The sequence below is a fragment of the Verrucomicrobiia bacterium genome (assembly GCA_019634635.1).
GTDB lineage: Bacteria > Verrucomicrobiota > Verrucomicrobiia > Limisphaerales > UBA9464 > UBA9464.
In genome coordinates this window covers 343,826-362,449 of record JAHCBB010000001.1, presented here as the reverse complement: position 1 = coordinate 362,449, position 18,624 = coordinate 343,826, and the positions used below count along the sequence as shown (strand labels likewise).

11 protein-coding genes and 1 tRNA gene are annotated in these 18,624 nt (G+C 65.8%); 8 read left to right on the top strand and 4 right to left on the bottom strand.

Annotated elements, in window-relative coordinates:
* Positions 1 to 18 precede the first annotated feature (18 nt).
* A complete protein-coding gene (locus KF791_01345) occupies positions 19 to 663 on the top strand; it encodes a response regulator transcription factor (GenBank protein ID MBX3731218.1) in 645 nt (214 codons plus the stop codon).
* Between the two features lie 478 nt (positions 664 to 1,141).
* Here KF791_01345 and KF791_01340 read toward each other — a convergent pair whose 3' ends face one another.
* Both KF791_01340 and KF791_01335 read right to left on the bottom strand, forming a co-directional pair.
* On the bottom strand, positions 1,142 to 4,090 hold the full coding sequence (locus KF791_01340; protein ID MBX3731217.1) for a hypothetical protein: 2,949 nt from the start codon (positions 4,088 to 4,090) through the stop codon (positions 1,142 to 1,144).
* A gap of 214 nt (positions 4,091 to 4,304) precedes the next feature.
* Entirely contained in the window at positions 4,305 to 5,474 is a 1,170-nt protein-coding gene (locus tag KF791_01335; GenBank protein ID MBX3731216.1) for a hypothetical protein, read from the bottom strand.
* 438 nt (positions 5,475 to 5,912) lie between these two features.
* On the opposite strand from KF791_01335, the gene KF791_01330 reads away from it, so the two are divergent.
* The 4 genes from KF791_01330 to KF791_01315 all read left to right on the top strand — a co-directional run bounded on the left by KF791_01330 (position 5,913) and on the right by KF791_01315 (position 10,036).
* Positions 5,913 to 8,225, top strand: a complete 2,313-nt coding sequence (locus tag KF791_01330) for a PQQ-binding-like beta-propeller repeat protein (protein MBX3731215.1) — start codon at positions 5,913 to 5,915, stop codon at positions 8,223 to 8,225.
* A gap of 39 nt (positions 8,226 to 8,264) precedes the next feature.
* The gene (locus KF791_01325; protein MBX3731214.1) at positions 8,265 to 9,098 is read left to right on the top strand and encodes a prepilin-type N-terminal cleavage/methylation domain-containing protein; all 834 of its coding nucleotides are present in this window, start codon (positions 8,265 to 8,267) and stop codon (positions 9,096 to 9,098) included.
* 80 nt (positions 9,099 to 9,178) lie between these two features.
* Positions 9,179 to 9,439 carry a prepilin-type N-terminal cleavage/methylation domain-containing protein gene (locus tag KF791_01320; GenBank protein MBX3731213.1) on the top strand — a complete coding sequence of 87 codons (261 nt, stop codon included), beginning with the start codon at positions 9,179 to 9,181 and terminating at the stop codon, positions 9,437 to 9,439.
* A gap of 12 nt (positions 9,440 to 9,451) precedes the next feature.
* Positions 9,452 to 10,036: a hypothetical protein gene (locus tag KF791_01315; protein MBX3731212.1), complete on the top strand. Its 585-nt coding sequence runs from the start codon at positions 9,452 to 9,454 to the stop codon at positions 10,034 to 10,036.
* A gap of 31 nt (positions 10,037 to 10,067) precedes the next feature.
* Here KF791_01315 and phnY read toward each other — a convergent pair whose 3' ends face one another.
* Entirely contained in the window at positions 10,068 to 11,483 is a 1,416-nt protein-coding gene (gene phnY / locus KF791_01310) for a phosphonoacetaldehyde dehydrogenase (GenBank protein MBX3731211.1), read from the bottom strand.
* A gap of 161 nt (positions 11,484 to 11,644) precedes the next feature.
* Here phnY and KF791_01305 point away from each other — a divergent pair, with 161 nt between their 5' ends.
* A complete protein-coding gene (locus KF791_01305; protein ID MBX3731210.1) occupies positions 11,645 to 13,321 on the top strand; it encodes a putative manganese-dependent inorganic diphosphatase in 1,677 nt (558 codons plus the stop codon).
* Between the two features lie 48 nt (positions 13,322 to 13,369).
* Here KF791_01305 and KF791_01300 read toward each other — a convergent pair whose 3' ends face one another.
* Positions 13,370 to 14,524, bottom strand: a complete 1,155-nt coding sequence (locus tag KF791_01300; protein ID MBX3731209.1) for a Gfo/Idh/MocA family oxidoreductase — start codon at positions 14,522 to 14,524, stop codon at positions 13,370 to 13,372.
* Between the two features lie 199 nt (positions 14,525 to 14,723).
* On the opposite strand from KF791_01300, the gene KF791_01295 reads away from it, so the two are divergent.
* On the top strand, positions 14,724 to 18,200 hold the full coding sequence (locus KF791_01295; protein ID MBX3731208.1) for a hypothetical protein: 3,477 nt from the start codon (positions 14,724 to 14,726) through the stop codon (positions 18,198 to 18,200).
* Between the two features lie 314 nt (positions 18,201 to 18,514).
* A tRNA-Met gene (locus tag KF791_01290) sits at positions 18,515 to 18,589 on the top strand.
* Positions 18,590 to 18,624: the final 35 nt, after the last annotated feature.

Here is an 18,624-nt window from a genome sequence, read left to right as displayed (position 1 = left end):
CCCGACCTCAACCCCGCCATGCCCCTCCGAATCCTCCTCATTGACGACCATCCCGTCGTCCGGGAAGGCCTGCGCGCCATTGAGAAAATTGATCCCCGCCTGCACGTGGTCGGGGACGCAGCGGACCTCGCGACCGGTTGGACCGCCACCCTGGCCCATCACCCCGACATCATCCTCCTGGACCTGCGACTTCCCGACGGGGACGGACTGGAAATCTGCCGTCGAGCCAAGGCCCTTCAGCCCAGTCCCCGGGTCCTCTGTCTCACCTCCTATTCGGATCCGCGACTTGTGATTTCCGCCATTGCGGCGGGTGCCGATGGCTATCTCCTCAAGCATTCCGACGCCCGGACCATTGTTCAGGCCATCCACTCCATCGAACAGGGAGACTCCGTCATTGATCCGGACGCCCTCCCCGGCAGCCATGGTGACCCGGGCCCTCGGACCGAAACGTCCGGCCGGCGACCGTCCAACCATGGTCTGACCCCGGCCGAACTCCGGGTATTGGAGCACGTTGCACGCGGACTCACCGACAAGGAGACCGCCCAGGCCTTGAACCTCAGCACGAAGACCGTCCGCAACCACCTTGATCACATCTTCGCCAAACTCGGGGTCCACACCCGCACCGAGGCGGCCATGGCCTTCGCTGCTCGAATCACTTGCTAGTAGCCCGAGGACCCTCCGGCGGGTGGACCTTTTGCCAGCGACCGGCGTCGGCTCGGCCGTCTCAGCCCCCTTCAGGGGGGATGCGCTGATCCCCGCCGCAGGGCTGGCCGATCGCCCTCAAAAAGTCGCAACAGGCGGAAATTCGGCTCTCGATGATCCTCCCGACCACCTGCCTTGGGGACGGGCTTTCCAGCCCGCCCGGACCGTCCACTGCCCAGCCGGAAGACTGGCAGTCGGCGTTGGCCGTCGCGCGGTCGGGCGGTCGGACCATGACCGGGGGGGACACGCAGATTCACAGGGATGGCACGGAGCAAGGGGCGGTCTGTGGGAACAACGAAGAAACTCGGAAGCAAAGGGGTCAGCCGGCCTCATCGCCCGATTGTTCCTCGGTTTCCTGGTTGTCGAAACTAGACTGTCGGCCTTGCCAGCAGCGTGGCAGGACCAGGCCCGGCAGCCGGGCCGGAGGCAACGCCAGATGTCATGGGCCCGCGATTCCTTGCACAAGACGTTGCCTCAGGTGCTGGGCCCGCGACGGCAGCCAGGCCACTTCCGGCCGTTCGCCGGCGAGTTCCAGGGCCCGGTCGCAGGCCGCCAGGGCCTCGTCCGGTCGCCCCCGCCGGTACAGCTCCCCAGCCACCGCCAGCCAAAGCCCGGCGTCGTCCCCGGCCAACGCCCGGTAATCCCCGCCCTCAACCACCGCGATCTCGGCAAACGATGGCGCGAACAGCAGCGTGGTGGCCGGCCCTTCGGCATCCACCCGGAAGCAGGCCAACGCCCGACCGTCCGGGGAGAACTCGAGGGTGAACGCACCGAGGTCTTCCTCGGGCGAATCGAACCGCAGCAGCTCGCGATGGGTGGCCAGATGCCAAAGGCGCAGGGTCCGATCATCGCAGGTGGTGGCCAGGGTCCGGCTGTCCGGACTGAAGACCGGCCGGGTGTTCTTGCGCGTGTGTCCGCGCAGCCAGCCAGTCACGGCCCCCGTGTCCAGCCGGTAGATCCGGATGTCCGCCGCCCCGGATGCGATCCAACGCCCGTCCGGCGAAAGCGCCCCTCGCACGAAGTGATCGGCCGGAAGGCGGTGGCGCAGCACGGGCCCCGCCGCTTCCAACTGGTACACGGCCAGACTGTCCCGTAATCCCACGAGGACGTGCAGCCCCGCCGCACTGGGGAGGAGTCCGCTGGCAATCCGCACCGGATCGGGAATCAACCACCTGGGGCGCCCGTCAGGCAGCTGCCACACCGAAAGGACCGGGAATCCCTCCGCGTCGCGATGTCGGGTCGTCACCAGGTCCCGGTCCGGATCGAAGGAAACCGCCCCGGTCTCGGCAGGAACCACACACAGGCGCTCGTCCCGGACCCGATCCCAGATCTCCATCCGGTTGTCGCCCGGAGCCCGGATGGCGCCATACCGACCGTTCGCGGACAGGCTGTTCAGGCCGATGAACTGACTCGCGGCGGGTCCGGGTACGGGACCGCCGACCAGCTCCGACTCCAAGGTGGCCGGGTCAATGCGGATCCTCTCCGCCACGTCGGTCAGGACGCCCTCAAGGGTGGCATCCGGATTAAAGCCCAGCGGACGGAACTGCCGCCGCAGGACCGACCGGCCGGTCTCATGCCCCGGGTTCCAAGCCAGCACCTCGCCTTCCGAGACGCCCAGCGTGAACAGCGTGCCTCCCTCTGGCGAGAACGCCACGTCAATCACCTCGTCGGCCTGCCCGGCGAGGGTACGCAACAGCCCGCCCGTATCCACCCGCCACAGGCGCGTGGTCTGGTCCGGACTCCCCGTGGCAAGCAGACTGCCGTCGGGGGAGAAACGCGCCGCGAACACATGGTCCGAGTGCCCCCGCAGGACGCGGACCTCATGGTTCGCCTCGAGGTCCCAAAGGCGGATCTCAAAACCCCTGGCACCGGGAAACGCCAGGGTCCGGTTGTCGGGGGAGAAGGCGAGGAAGGGCCGCGCTGTGGTACTGGGCGGCAACGAGTCGGGCAGTTGCCGGATTTCCTGGAGGCCCGGACAGATGAGCATCCGGATCCGGTCACCCGCCAGCACCGCCACCTGGCTGGAATCACTCCCGAAAGCCACCTGCAGATACAGGTGACGGGCGATGCTCCGAATGGTTGACACCGGCAGGTTGACCGACCCAAGGCGGTTCCAGGTGGCGGTGTCCCAGACGAGCAACTCCTGGGGGCGGGCCCACGGCTCGTCTTCCCAAGGGCCGGCCCCGGTCAGAAGGTACCGTCCGTTGGGGGACAGCACGGCGGGCGCGGCCGCCCCGGGAAGGCGACGGACCTCGAGGTGGGTGGACAGGTCCCAAATCCGGACGTCCATGGGCGAGGCACTGATGAGCTGGTTCGTCCCGGCCGGAAAGGCGAGGGAGAGAATGCGGTTCGTATCAGGTAGCACGATCGGTTCGCCGCGGAGGGCGGGATCAAATACCCGGATTGTTCCGCGGTCGTAGCCCCCCACCGCAAGTCGGCGGGCGTCCGGCGACGCCTCGATCACGAGGGAGGTATGCTGGTTCCCCGGCAGGCGGAACAACTCCTCGCCCTGGCTCTGCCGCCACAGGTAACGCCACTCAAAACCGCGCAGGTCAGGCTCGCCGGGTCGGGGGACATGATTCTGCAGAAGTGCCCGGGCGAGACAGAGGTTGTCCGACCGCAGGGCCTGCTGGGCCAACTGGATGTCGGCCGCGTAAAGGCTGGCGCGGGCGACGGCCTCGTTGTCCGCCGCGCGGGCGGCGCTGGTCTCGGCCGCCCGGGCGAGCGCCAGGTTTTCCTCGGCCAGCGCCTTCATCCGGGCGGTCTGCCGCGCCTGCCAGGCCCAGCCGGCGGCGATGACGACGGCCAGCACCGTCACCAGCACCCCGGCCCGCTGCACGAACCGCAGCCGGCCCGCGAGCCGACGCTGCCGCGCCACCGATCCGCCGCTTTGCAGCACCGCCAGGTCGGCGTGCATCTCCGCCGCCGTCTGGTAGCGCTGCCGGACGTCCGGCGCACACGCCCGCACCAGCACCTCGTTCAGTTCCGCCAGCGCCGCCCGGTCGGGCAACGCCCCCACGTCGGTCGGCAGCTCGGGAAACTGCTGCCGGTCATGCCCGGTCGCAATCTCGTACAGCACCTTTCCCAGGCTGAAGAGATCCGCCGGCACAGTCCCCGGCCCCTCCGGCGGCAGGTACCCCTCCGTCCCCACGAACGACATCGTCCGCTCCGCCTGCGCCACCAACCCGATGTCCGCCAGCTTCGGGATGCCGTTCACAAAGACGATGTTCGACGGCTTGATGTCCCGGTGCACCAGTCCGTGCCGGTGCAGGTGCCCCAGCGCCGTCGTCAGCGCCAACCCCAGCCGCACACACTCGTCCACCGGCAATCGCCCCCGGAGCAGCAGCTCGCTCCGCAGCGTCCCCGGCGTGTCGCCGGCCCCATTCAAGTCCGCGACCGCCGTGCAACTGGTCCGCTTGCGATGCCTCCACCGATCGCGAGCGCGAAGCGCCGTGGAGTACGCGCGGCCCTCCGCCGTTTTCGGTACGGGCCAACGCGCAATCGGCCAGCGACGGGCGGACCCTCAGCGATTCAGCCCGTCGCGTCGTTCGAAAACGGTGCGGGGCGCCGTACTACACGACGCGATGCGCGATCTCCGCCGATCACGGCACGAGGGACACCCGGAAGAATTCCGGGTCGAATCCGCTGCCAGTGACGCGGAACTCCCGTTCCGACTGAATCTCGGAAACCGGTGCCCAATCCCCTGCCGTTAGCGAGGTGGCCCGCTCCACGACGTACCGATGCGCCGGAGTCTCCTCTCCCGACGTATCATTCACCAACACCGCGGAGGGACCGTCCCAGCGCAGCACCAGCGTGTCGCCCTCGTGTCCAAAGCTCCGGATCTTCGGCAACGGCCGGTACCCGATCACCCCGCGCAACGGATAGTTCAGCTCGCCATTGGGCGTCCATGGAACCGCAGCCCATGGGGCAAACTCGAAATCGCCGGAGGCCCAACTGGTCCGAAATCGCACGTAGCGCGACCCGTCTTCATCCACCAGGTACCCGTACGCAAGCATGCCGTGGATGTCCGGGTTGACCCCGGCAACACCCCGAAGGGTCCTCGAATACACGTCGAACGGCTGGAGAAAGAGCAGGACCGGATAGCCGGCATCAATCTCCGCCTGGAGATCCTCGAAAGTGAACCCATGGCCGGCGGTCACGTCCGGATGGAAATCGGCCAACTGGCAGAAACTCTCCGCCTCATAGCCGCGGTGCCGTGACCAGGAGATCAGGCCGTTGGGCATGTCGGCACCCGCGGGAATCCCGGAATCGGCATCAGGGTCGGCCTCCCTCCGGTTCCCCGTGGAATCCCAGAAAACATACGCATAGGCGTCAATGTTGCCCCGGCATTCGCCCCCAAGGTCGGTCCACTTGTTCTGGTTCAATCCGATGAAGTCCCCGATGCAGTCCGGTGCGTGTTCGTCGCGCCCCTGGGTCACAAAAGGATCCGGAACAACGCTCTGGTAGGCCACGTAATAGTCGTCCTGGTGGCCGGGACGATCCCGTGGGCGCCCGTCCAGGCCGGCGGCGGACGCCCACAGGGACCGGATGCCGGCGTTCCCCTGGCTGGCGCGGCTGTTCAACGGGGCCACGCCACCACCGGTGGGACCTGTGTAGAAGTCGGGAAGGCCGTTCCGGTCCCAGAACCCGAAGAGGTTGCCCGTGGCGGTTCCAAAACATCCCAGATGCCAGGCGTAATCCGGCACCCCCTTGATGTGGACCGACTGCGCCATGGCGGACGGGAGCCCGGACAGTGACAGTCCCAGCGCCATGCCGACCCAAACCCGCGATGGCCTCGCCCGCATACCCATGGTCAAGCATGAACGAGGCCAGTGTCATGTCCAGCGGGCCGGCGCCCAGCAAGGCACACGAGCAGCGATGGAAAACTCAAAGATGAAAACTCGGCAATGTCTTGACATTCGAACAGGCATTGATGTCATTCGATCAGTCTACTTGATCACGCTCATCAACCCGGACATCCCATGACGCCACTCGCCACTCGCCACTCGCCACTCGCCACTCGCCACTCGCCACTCGCCACTCGCCACTCGCCACTCGCCACTCGCCACTCGCCACTCGCCACTCGCCACTCGCCACTCGCCACTCGCCTGAGCCTGAGCCTGGCCCTGGCCTCCCTGGCCATCGCCTTGGACACTCAAGCGCAGGTTATCCCCCACCCGCCTCCTTCGACGCAAATCCTCGCATCGGGCTTGGGCGACATTGACGGTGGGATCGTTCTAGGATCAGGCGACACGATCTATTTTGCGTCGCGGAGCGGTAATTCCTCCACAGTCCACTCCCGAACAGCCTCAGGTGCCGCTCGTTGGCAATGGGCGGCCGGATCGAAAGTCTTTTGTCCGCCCTCGGTGAATGCGTCCGGCTCCCAGCTGTTCGTCGCGACGGATCAAGGAGTTCTCTACTGTCTCAACACCGATCCGGCAGCCCCGCAGCGCATTGCCTGGCGCTATCCGGCCGCGGGAAGCACGCTGACCCAACCGATTCGCAACACCCCGGTGTTCGATGGCACGCACCCCAGCGGTCCCACGGTTTATTTTCAGGGGAATGATGGAAAACTCTACGCGTTGAACGCGAATACCGGAACGCCCAGGTGGGCGTCACCCGCCACAACCGGGAATACCCAACCCACCCCGGCGCTGGGCACTTTTGGCACCCCTCCGCTTCCGTTTCATCCGGACCCGTGGAGCTGCTCCCCCGTCCTGGACCACCAGAATCGGGTCGTGGTTGGGACCTCCGGCGGCTTGGTTTGCGCGTTCAACCGGGTGACCGGAGCGCTCGAAAAGGAAGTGAATCTCCGCAGCCACCTCCAAAACAACACGGTCGAAATCGAGGCCGCCCTGGCCATCGCCCCGAATGGCTGGATTTACGCCGGGACCCGGCGATTTCAGCACGGCTCTCCCGCAGCAAACCGACAAGTTCTCGCCGCAGTTGACTTCGCACAGTCCCCCGGATTCCAGATTCGATGGACAGCGAACATCCCCAGCGACGATCACAATCCCGGTTCACCAGGGATCATCTCCGGAGTTCTCGCCGATCGCATGGGGTACGTGTACGTGACGGAATACGGCCACCGGTTTGTCGTCGTCAATGGCGGCAACGGCGCGATCGTCTCCCATTGGACCCAGCAGTCGTTGTCCGGCAAGCTGTGCGCCACCCCCAGCCTCACCGAGGACGGAATCGCCATTGTTCCAATGTCCGACCAATGGTCGGACGGATTGAATGCGTGGGGCGTGGCCGCCATTCGTATCTGCGACAGCAACGACAGCCCTTTGTTGTGGAACTGGGTGCCGGCGGTGTCAGGTTCTCAAGCACTCAATTTCGTCGGATCGCCAGCAATCCGGGCGGACGGACGAATCATCATTGGTGATTCCGTGGGTCGTCTTTGGCGGATCAACGCACCCACGAGGCTCATGCTTTCCGCCTGGCCCTCCCTGCAGGGCGCGAATTCCCGGGCCGGAGTCGGCAAACCCGTCACCACGATCATCGAAGAACTCCCTGCGCTGGTGGGCGGCGATCCTGCGTACAATACTGCAGTCCGCATTGACCAGGCGGGCCGCGCCCTTGGCCTGGGGCACGGCCAACCGTATCCGTACAGCGGAAGCGTCGCCCAATATGGCGCTGTCTGGGAGTATGGACAGATCAAGCTGGCGTCTCAGGCTCCTCCGGATTACGGCCTGAATCAGCGCGTGGTGGGGGGAAACCAATTGGGCTGGTTTGCGGGTGGGTCCGGGACAAACCGGATGAGCGTCTGGGTCAATGGCGTGCCCGGAACCCCGACTTACCTCCAGCTTCCCACCGGGTTCACCGGCTTCGGGGGCGGGCCATTCATCACTGGAGCGTGTGACTATGGGTTGATCTGCGGCTATGGGACCGATTCTCAATCCGGAAACTTCACCCGCGCAGCATGGTGGGAACTCGTCAGTGGGACATGGGTTGCAACGAAGGTACTATTCTTCACACCAGGCAATGTTGTGGTAAATGGAGCCTCAAGCAAGGGTCGCATTTTCGGCAAGGCACAATTTACCGTAGGAGGTCCCTACCAAGGCTTTTTATCTGATGCTTTCCCAATTTTCATCAATTCGGACAGCGCTTTTATGGCAGTAACTGGCTCCAGCGAGGTGCTCGAGTCCTCTGATCAAGGAGGAACCGTGGGTTGGACGGACACCGGAGGTGGTATGCGAGCGTTTCGTGTACCCGCAGGGGTTCAGACTCCGGTCACGCTTTCAAGTCACTTGCTTTCCGGCCTGGGACTTGGCCATTCGTCCGCCTGGGGAATCAACTGTGACGGTCAGGCGGTTGGACGCTCCCAGTTGCCAAACCAGAGCGAGTACCGAGCCGTGCGGTGGGATCGGGGCGTTTCTGTCGCGCAGGACCTAAACTCCCTACTCCCCCCAAACTCGGGCTGGGTGCTCGAACACGCGATCTCGATTTCGGATCAGGGTGTGGTCCTGGGTTCGGGCCGGCGGAATGGTGCTCAAAGGCTGTGGCGGATGAGACCACAGTGATCGGAGGACTTCCCGATGATGCCCACGAAGACAACCGGCGTGCGGCCAAGGCGCGGCTTCACGCTCATCGAACTGCTGGTGGTCGTTGCCATTGTGGCGATCCTGGCGGGCCTGCTTCTCCCGGCCCTCGCCAAGGGCCGGCGTCGGGCGGAGGGATCGGTCTGCCTGTCCAATCTCCGCCAGATCACCCTCGGTTGGGTCCTGTATGCGCTCGACAACAACGACTGGTTCCTCCCCAACGACCCTTGGGGAGGACCCGAACCCTGGCGCTCCTGGTGTCCGGGCCTGATGCACTACGGCGAACCCGACGGCACGAATATTTCCCTGCTGATCGGCGATCACCCCTACTCACTCGGACCCTTTCTTGGCAACAGGAACTCCCCGGGCGCTGCCAGAACCTTCAAATGTCCAAGCGACCGATCCACCACCCGCTTGTTCACTCGCACCGGCCCACGCATGCACCCTCGCGTTCGCAGCGTATCCCTGAATGCTCGGGTGGGTACGCGAGACCTCTACACAGGCTTGATGGGATTCGAAAAACGCACGGATCTGCTGCGAATCAGCAACATCCGGCCTGACCTTTTTGTTTTTATTGATGAACATGCCGACACGATTGGTGCGCCCAATTTTGTCATGGGTATGGATGTCGGAAGGCAAAGATTTGGGAATCTCCCATCAAGCAGGCACGGGAACAGTGGCACCTTGAGCTTCATGGATGGCCGGGCTGAGCTCCATCGCTGGCTGGAGGCTAGCACCCAGCCACCGGAAACTGGCACGCAATTGTCGGGAGCCGGCAACGTTTATGGGAGCCGGGACTTTCTCTGGCTGCTCCAGCGTTACTCCAAGGGCACCGCCGCCTTCGGGGATCCATGAACGCTTTCAGCTTTCGCTGCGACAGGGGAACTCGGGGGTCATCAACCGGTGTCAACAATTGCTGCCAGCGAAGAATTCCCATGACGCGGCCGGATACAATGAGTGTACGGCCAAGGCGCGGCTTCACCCTCATCGAACTGCTGGTGGTCGTTGCCATTGTGGCGACCCTGGCGGGCCTGCTTCTCCCGGCCCTCGCCAAGGGCCGGCGTCGGGCGGAGGGATCGGACTGCCTGTCCAATCTCCGCCAGATCACCCTCGGTTGGGTCCTGTATGCGCTCGACAACAACGACTGGTTCCTCCCCAACGACCCCTGGGGAGGACCCAAACCCTGGCGCTCCTAGTGTCCGGGCCTGATGCACTACGGCGAACCCGACGGCACGAATATTTCCCTGCTGATCGACGATCACCCCTACTCACTCGGCCCCTTTCTTGGCAACAGGAACTCCCCGGGCGCTGCCAGAACCTTTAAATGTCCAAGCGACCGATCCGCCACCCGCTTGTTCGCTCGCACCGGCCCACGCATGCACTCTCGCGTTCGCAGCGTATCCCTGAACGCGCAGGTCGGCACGCGGGACGTCTACACAGGCTTAATGGGATTTGAGAAGCGCACGGATCTGCTGCGAATCAGCAACATTCGGCCTGACATCTTCGTTTTTATTGATGAACACGCTGACACGATTGCCGCGCCCAATTTTGCAATTAGCAGTGCAATCTCCGCGCAATACTTCGTCAATCTTCCGTCCAGCCGACACGGCAGCAGTGGCACTTTGAGCTTTATGGATGGCCGGGCTGAACTCCATCGGTGGCTGGAGGCCAGCACACAACCACCCGAAATTGGCACGCAATGGTCGGGAGCCGGCAACGTCTTTCCAAGCCGGGATTGGCTCTGGCTCCGTCAACGTTTCTCGAAAGGCACCGCCGCCTTCGGCGATCCATGAACGCTTTCAGCTTTCGCCGCGACAGGGGAACTCACCAGGGCAACGAGAACGTCTTCACGTAGCTGTAGGCCTTTATTGCCTCGATGACCCCCTCCTTGATCCCGAGGCCGCTGTCCTTGATGCCGCCAAACGGACTGTTTTCCACCCGGAACCCGGGGATCTCGTTGATGTTCACGGTGCCGCAACGGAGGGTGCGGATGGCCTTGAGGGCGTGGGTCAGATCCCGCGTCACGACCCCGGAGCTCAGGCCGTAGGCGGTGGCATTGGCCAGGGCGAGGGCGTCGTCGAGGTCACGCACCTTCAGGATCGGCGCAAGCGGACCAAAACTCTCGCAAACCACCATCCGGCAGTCCCGCGGCACGTCGGACAGAACCGTCGGGGGCATCAGGGCGCCCCGGCGCCGGCCGCCGGTGAGCACCCGCGCGCCCGCAGCCACGGCCTCGGTCACCACCGCCTCGAGCGCGGCGGCCGAGGCTTCATCAATCACCGTGCCCACGCGCGTCGCCTCGTCCAGCGGATCTCCGCAAACGTATTCCTGCGTGCGTTCCACCAGCCGCGCGGTGAAGGCCTCCGCGATGCCCTCCTGCACCAGCAACCGCTTCACCGCGGTGCAGCGCTGTCCGGAATTCCGGTAGCTGCCCTCCGCCGCCAGGGTGACGGCAAGATCCAGGTCGGCGTCGTCGAGGACGATCAGGGGGTCGTTCCCCCCCAGCTCGAGCACCAGCTTCTTGTAGCCCGCCGTTCCCGCAATCCGTTTGCCCACCGCGACGCTCCCCGTGAAGGCCACCAACTCGACCTCGGGATGCTTCACCAGCGGCTCGGCGACCTCCGGCGTCGGGCCCAGGAGCACGCTGAGCATCGGACCCGGCAACCCGGCTCCGTACAGCAGTTCCGCAAATTGCAGGGCCACCAGCGGCGTCTTCTCGGACGGCTTGAGGACCAGCGGCGTCCCGGCGGCCAGGGCCGGCGCCACCTTGTGCGCCACCTGGTTCAGCGGGTGGTTGAACGGGGTGATCGCCACCGCGCACCGCAGCGGCTCCCGGGTGGTGAAGATCTTGCGGGACTTGCCCTGGGCGGAGATGTCGCACGAAAAGATCTGACCGTCGTCGCGCAGCGCCTCGAGCGCGGCGAAGCGCAGCACGTCGAGGGTGCGCCCCACCTCATACCGCGCTTCGCGGATCGCCAGTCCCGCCTCCAGCGCAATGGTCCGCGCAAAGGCCTCCCGACGGCCCTCCAGCGCGGCCCGGGTCCGCTCCAGGATCTCAAAGCGCTGATGCCGGGACGGGGTGTCCCGGAAGGCCAGGGCCGCGTCCACGGCGGCGGCAGTGTCCGCAGCGGCGGCCTGCGCCACGGTGCCGACGACGGCCCCGTCGTACGGATGGCGGACGGTGAGGAGATTCTGGCCGGACACCGGGGTGCCGGCGACGAGGGACCGGAGGAGGATCATGCAGGTAACGCCGCTGGGCGGCGCGGGGAGGACATATCACCGGCGGCCCTCCGACGCACCCGTCAATCTCCTGCGGCGCGCAAAAAAGCGGGGGCCGGTGCCGCGACACCACGGCGATGTCGTTGAACCTGCGGGGGGCTTCCGGTATTCCGGACCCGCTCATGAGCGACATCATCGTGATCGGCCACCGCAACCCCGACACCGACGCCATCTGTTCGGCCATCGGGTATGCGGAGTTCAAGCGCCGCACGGGCACCCCCAACGCCATCGCCGCCCGGTGCGGCGAGGTCAATCAGCGCACCGATTTTGTGCTGCGCGAATTCGGCGTTCCCCCGCCCCGGTTCATCCCCGACGTCTCCCCCAGGGTGCGCGATGTCATGCAGGGCAACGTGATCTCAGTGCCGCCCCGGACCAGTGTCGTCGAGGCGCTGGCCACCATGGACGAGCGCAACATCCGCGTGCTGCCGGTGCTCGATGCGGACCGCCGCTGCCTGGGCCTGCTCTCCGTGTTCAAGGCCAGCAAGTTCTTCTTTCCCTCGCCGAACCGGATCTTCGACTCACGCCGCATCGTCGCGTCGGTGCGGGCGCTGGCCCGGACCCTCAACGCCCGGATGCTGTGCGCCTTCGAGCCGGACGTGGAGCAGGAACTCATCCTCATGGTGGCCGCCATGAACCCGGCCTCCTTTGCCGCGCGGCTGCCCAATTACGCTCCGGAGCGGCTGGTGGTCGTCGTGGGTGACCGTGAGGACATCCAGCGCCTGGCGATCGAGGGACGCGTCCGCCTCGTCGTGGTCACCGGCGGTCTCGGCATGACGGACGCGATGCAGGAGCTCGCACGCCGCAACGAGGTGACGCTGCTGCTGTGTCCGCACGATTCCGCCACCACAGCCATGCTGGCCCGGGCCTCCATCTCGGTGGAGCGCCTGCTTCGGGAGGACTTTCTGTCCTTCCGCGACGACGAACGCCTGCAGGACGTGCAATCCGTTGCCGCCGCCTCGCAGTTCCAGGCATTTCCCGTGCTGGATGATGCCGGGAAAACGGTGGGCATCCTGACCAAATCCGATTTCCTGAAGCCGATTGACCGCAAGCTGATCCTGGTGGATCACAACGAGTTGTCCCAGGCGGTCCAGGGGGCCAACCTGGTGACCATTCTGGAGGTGATTGACCACCACCGCATCGGGAGCTTCCACACCAGCGAACCGATCCTCTTCCGCAACGAGCCCGTGGGCTCCACCTCGACCATCGTTGCCGATTGCTTCCTGCGCTACGGGGTCGAACTGCCGGGCAACATCGCCGGGATTCTGCTGGCCGGACTGGTGACCGACACCCTGAACCTCACCTCGCCCACCACGACGCCGCGCGACGTGGAGATCCTCGCCTTCCTGGAGAAAAAGTCGGGGGTGAACGCCGCGCGGTTCACGGAGCAGGTCTTTCAGTCGGGCTCGGTGCTGGTGTCCCAGCCGCCGGAAGGGGCGATCACTGCAGATTGCAAGGAATACGTCGAGGACGGCCACCGGTTCAGCGTGGCGCAGATCGAAGAATTGGGCTTCGACGTGTTTTGGAAGCGGCGGGAGGAGGTCAGCACCGCGCTGGAGCAGTACCGGAAGAACAACGACTACCTTTTCTCGGCGTTGTTCATCACCGACGTCGTCCGCCAGTCGTCCCTGCTGCTGGTGGCCGGGCCCGAACGGCTGGTAGGCACGATCCAGTATCCGCAGGCCCAGCCCGGGGTGTTTGAACTGGCCGGGGTGGTCTCCCGCAAGAAGCAGTTGCTGCCCTTTCTCACCGACCACCTCCGGCATCACCGTCCGGGGTGCGCCAACGGTCACGGCCACTGACCGGCCACTGATCGGCCATTGACCGGCCGGGGCCCGGGAGCCCATGCGCTACGCCGGCTTGATTTGCTTGACCTTGGTCCAGCGGTGGGACCTGGCCGATGCCAGCACGGCGTCCACGACATAGTCCGTCGCGAGGCCGTCGCGGAAATTGGGGCGCGCGCCCTCCCCGGTTTCCAAACCCTTGAGGAAGTCGGCGACCTGGTGGACGAAGCTGTGCTCGTACCCGATTTGCAGCCCGGGAACCCACCAATGCTTCTGGAAGGGGTGCTCCCCATCGCTGACGTGTATCGAGCGCCAGCCACGCAGCGGACCCTCGTCCCGGTGGTCGAACCACTGGAGCCGGTGCAGATCGTGGAGGTCCCACCGCAGGGAGGCGTGTTCGCCGTTGATCTCCAGCGTGTAGAGCGCCTTGTGGCCGCGGGCGTAGCGGGTGGACTCGAACAGCCCGAGCGAGCCGTTATTGAAGTGGCAGAGGAAGGCGCAGGCGTCGTCAATGCCGACCTTCTCCACCTTCCCGGTGAGCTGGTGCTTGCGCTCCTTGATGAAGGTCTCGGTCATGGCGCTGACGTCCTTGATCCCGCCGTTCAGCCACAGCGCGGTGTCAATGCAGTGCGCCAGGAGGTCTCCGGTCACGCCCGAGCCGGCAGCCTTGACGTCGAGCCGCCAGAGCGCCGCGCCGCCCTGCGGCAGGTCGGCGCTGATGGTCCAGTCCTGGAGGAAATTAGCGCGGTAATGGAAGATGCGTCCGAGGCGCCCCTCATCCATCAGCTGCCGGGCCAGCATGACCGCCGGGCAGCGGCGGTAGTTGTACCAGACCATGTTGGCCACACCGGCCTTTTCCACGGCCGCGACCATGCGCTCGGCCTGCCGGGCGTTCAGACTCAACGGCTTCTCGCAGAGGATCATCTTGCCCGCCTTTGCCGCGGCGATGGCCATCTCCGCGTGCAGGTTGTTCGGGACGGCGATGTCCACGACGTCAATATCATCGCGGGCGATCAACCGGCGCCAGTCGGTCTCGACCGAGGCATAGCCCCACCGCGCTGCAAACGCCGTGACCGCGGCCTCGTTGCGGGCGCAAACCGCCTGCCGGACCAGGGTGTAGGGGGAGTCGAAGAAGTGACCGACCTTGGCGTAGGCGTTGGAATGGGCGCGACCCATGAAGCCGTAGCCGATGAGCCCGATGCGGAGGGGTTGCTTGGACATGGAGGGGAATCTATGCGGTGGGATGACGGAAACGGGGCGAGGCTAGGAAGCCCGCGAACGCGAGACAAGCCCGGAGGCGGCAGTGCCGCGAACCAACTGCTGCCGCCGGAGGGCGCCGGCCGATCCCGGAGGGGCGGGACCCGATTTCCCCTTGCCGGCCATTGCACTCCCCGCCCTTCAACGACATCATCGCATCGCCATGAGTTTATCTCGAAGACTAGTCCCCTTCGGCGTGGCGCTGCTCGCCTCTTTGGGCTCAGCAAGCGCCGCCGCCGTCACGCTGCCCGCATCGGCTGCACTGCCGCCCGGGTCGTCCACCACCCGCGGATTCGTCGTCCGCACCGTCCAGGCCCCCGAGGAGGCCGTCGTTGCCAACAACTCCATCCGTGCCGCCCGTCAGATCAACGGCACCCTGACCGACGCTGGGGGCGCCCTGATCCCCAACGAGGCCATCGCCGGTCCGGAGACCGGGGGCGCCTTTTTTGTCGAGACGCTCAACTTCGAGCGTGACGGCGAACCGGTGGACCTGTTCGACCTGGAGCAGAATTACCTCTGGACGTTCTCGTCCGTGCCCTTCCCGGGCATTCCGGGAGTGAACGGCTCCACGGAGAAGTTTGCCCTTGAGGCCGTCGGCTTCCTGGAGTTGGCCGCGGGCCAGTACACCTTCGGCGTGAGCACGACCTCGGAGCGGACCGACTTCAACGACGACGATGCCTACCAGGTGTTCGTCGCGCAGAATCCCCGCGACCTGTTTGGTCTCAAGGTGGCCGAATACCAGCGCATCGCCCCGGGGTTCCAGAACAACTGGCGCAACGAAAACCGCTTCACCGTCGTCGCCCCGCAGGCCGGACTTTACCCGTTCCGCATCCTCTACTGGCAGACCGGCAGCGGCGCGAGCCTCGATTTCTACACGCTCGATGAGGCCACCGGCACCCGCCTGCTGGTGAACGACCCGCTGTACGACACGGCGGTCAAGGCGTACGTGGACACCAGCGTCGCGGATGCCAAGGGCCCGTATGTCGCCGAGGCCACGCCCTCCGCAGGATCCGAAGGCAATCCGGCCAGCGCCCCGATTGAGGCGCTGATCGTGGATGGAGCCGCGACCGTGGAGACCTCGGGAGTGCGGCTCTTCCTGAATGACACGGCGGTGACGCCGCAGACGCTGTCCAAGGCGGACGGCAAGATCACCGTGGCCTACGCCCCGAATCCCAACCGGCCGGAAGCCAACAATGTGGTCCGTCTGGAGTACACCGACTCCGAGGGAACGGTGCGGACGGCCACATGGAGCTTTGGCATCGTCACCGGCGGCGGCAATACGACCCAGGTGGCCGGCCAGTGGGACTTTAACAGCGGCGACCTCTCGGCGACCGTTGGATCCCCGCTCGCGTATTTTGACCCCGCCTTCGACGGCCCGACGGGCACCGCGGATGACAAGACGGCGTTTGGCACCACGGCCGACTTCGGCATCGCCTCCATCGGTGGCGAGGCCGAGCGCGTGATGCGCGTTCCGGGTACCCTCACCCGGCAGATCGGCTACGTGATGACCCACGGAATCAGCCCCAACGGGGGCGGCACCCGGGTGAATCAATACACGCTGATCATGGATGTCTTCGTGGCCGAGACCGGGTCCGGCGCGGCCTCCCTGTGGCAGACCAGCTCCCCGGACAACACCGATGACGGTGACCTGTTCTGGCAGGGCAACAACTTCGGCCAGGGCGGCGGTGGTTACAACGGTCGCGGCACCTTCACCGCCGGCGAGTGGCACCGCATCGTCGCCGCCTACGACATGGCCGCCGATCCGCCGGTCGTCGTCAAATATGTGGACGGCATCAAGCAGGATGACTGGACGGCCAACCAGGGCCTCGACAACCCGCGCCGTTCCCTTGGCCCCACGGCCATCCTTTTCGCCGATGGCGACCAGGACGAGCGCCGCGAGATGTGGGTGAACAGCATTCAGATCCGGAACGGCCGCATTTCCGACGCCGAGGCTCTCCTGCTGGGCGGGCCCGCGCCCGGGGGCATCCCCACGGAGCTGGCGACCGCCAACGTGACCGGCCAATGGGACTTCGCATTCGGTGACCTCGGCGCCAGCATTGGCACGAACCTGCGCTACTTCGATCCGGCTTTCGACGGCCCGGAGGGCACCACCGATGACAAAACCGCTTTCGGCACCACCACCGAACTGGGCATCGAGGGGCCGGGCGGCGTTGAGGCCAGCGTGATGCGCGTTCCGGGAACCCTGAGCCGCCAGATCGGATACGTGCTGGAACACCGGATCGCCCCCAATGGCGGCGGTACCCGGGTCAACCAGTACACGCTGGTAATGGACGTCTTCGTGGCCGAGACCGGTCCGGGCGCGGCGTCGCTGTGGCAGACCAGCTCCGCGGACAACACGGACGACGGCGACCTGTTCTGGCAGGGCAACAACTTTGGCCAGGGTGGCGGCGGCTACAACGGCCGCGGCACCTTCACCGCCGGCGCATGGCACCGCGTCGTGGCCGCGTATGACATGGCGGCCAGCCCGCCGGTCGTGGCGAAGTTTGTGGACGGCATCAAGCAGGATGACTGGACGGCCAACCAGGGCCTCGACAACCCGCGCCGCTCCCTCGGCCCCACGGCCATCCTCTTCGCCGACGGCGATCAGGACGAGCGACGGGAGATGTGGGTCAGTTCGGTGCAGATCCGGTCCGGACGCCTCAGCGACGCGGAATGCGTGCTGCTGGGAGGACCCACCGCAGCAGGCATCCCGGTCCTGCTGCCCACCAGCACCGTGACCGGCCAGTGGGATTTCGAATTCGGCGACCTCGGAGCGACCGTGGGATCCAACCTCGCCTACTTTGACCCGACCTTCGATGGACCGGAGGGTTCCACCGATGACAAGACCGCCTTCGGTACCACCACCGAACTGGGCCTTGCGGGCCCCGGTGGCGCCGAGGCGCGGGTGATGCGCGTACCGGGGACGCTTTCCCGTCAGATCGGCTACATTGTGGACCACCGGATCCCGCCCAACGGCGGCGGCACCCGGGTGAACCAATACACCCTGCTCATGGATGTGTATGTTGCCGAGACGGGGCCGGGCGCCGCGTCCCTGTGGCAGACGAGTTCACCGGACAATACGGATGACGGCGACCTGTTCTGGCAGGGCAACAACTTCGGCCAGGGTGCCGAGGGCTACAATGGCACCGGGGCCTTCACGCCCGGTGAATGGCATCGCGTGGTCGCGGCCTATGACATGGCGGCCAACCCGCCGGTGGTCGTCAAATACGTGGACGGCATCTTCCAGGACAACTGGACCGCCAATCAGGGCTTGGACAACCCGCGGCGTTCGCTCGGCCCCACGGCGATCCTCTTTGCCGACGGCGACCAGGATGAGCGGCGCGAAATGTGGGTAAGTTCAGTGCAGATCCGCAACGGGGCCCTGGCCCCCGAGCAGATCGAGGCCCTGGGCGGGCCCACCGCCGACGGCATCCCGCTGGTGGTCGTTGACACGGCGGCTCCTCCGGCGCTGTCGGTATCCCGCGACTCGACGGGCAATGTGATCCTCACGTTCACCGGCACCCTGGAATCCGCCGGTACGCTCAGCGAGGCCTTTACCCCGGTGCCGGGAGCCATCAGCCCGTTGACGATCCCATCAGGGGATCTCCAGGCCCAGCGCCTCTATCGCGCCGCCAACTGAGGCGCCACCGGTGCGCCGGTAAACGGGTAAACGAGACTTCGCGGCGGGCCGGACGATTGTCCGGCCCGCCTTTTATTTTCGGGTTCCGGGCGGTCCGGATCGCGCGACACGGGATCGCTCCGCGCAGGGGGACGCCGCTTCAAATCGCGCCGTCCGGCCGGTTCGCGTCCTGTCGGTGCCACGAGGCAACGGGAAACCTCTTGCCCGCGGAATTCGCGCCGGTTACCTAAACCGACCGAACGGAGCCACCGTCCGGAAACTGCCGGGGGTTCCACGTCCGTCGCGCGTGCCGATCCGTACCGGCACTCGTTTGGGCCAGCGTAGCTCAGCGGTAGAGCAGGGGACTCATAAGCCCTTGGTCGGAAGTTCGATTCTTCCCGCTGGCACCAGACCGGTCAAAGTGCGGGACGCCCCTGCCCGCGTC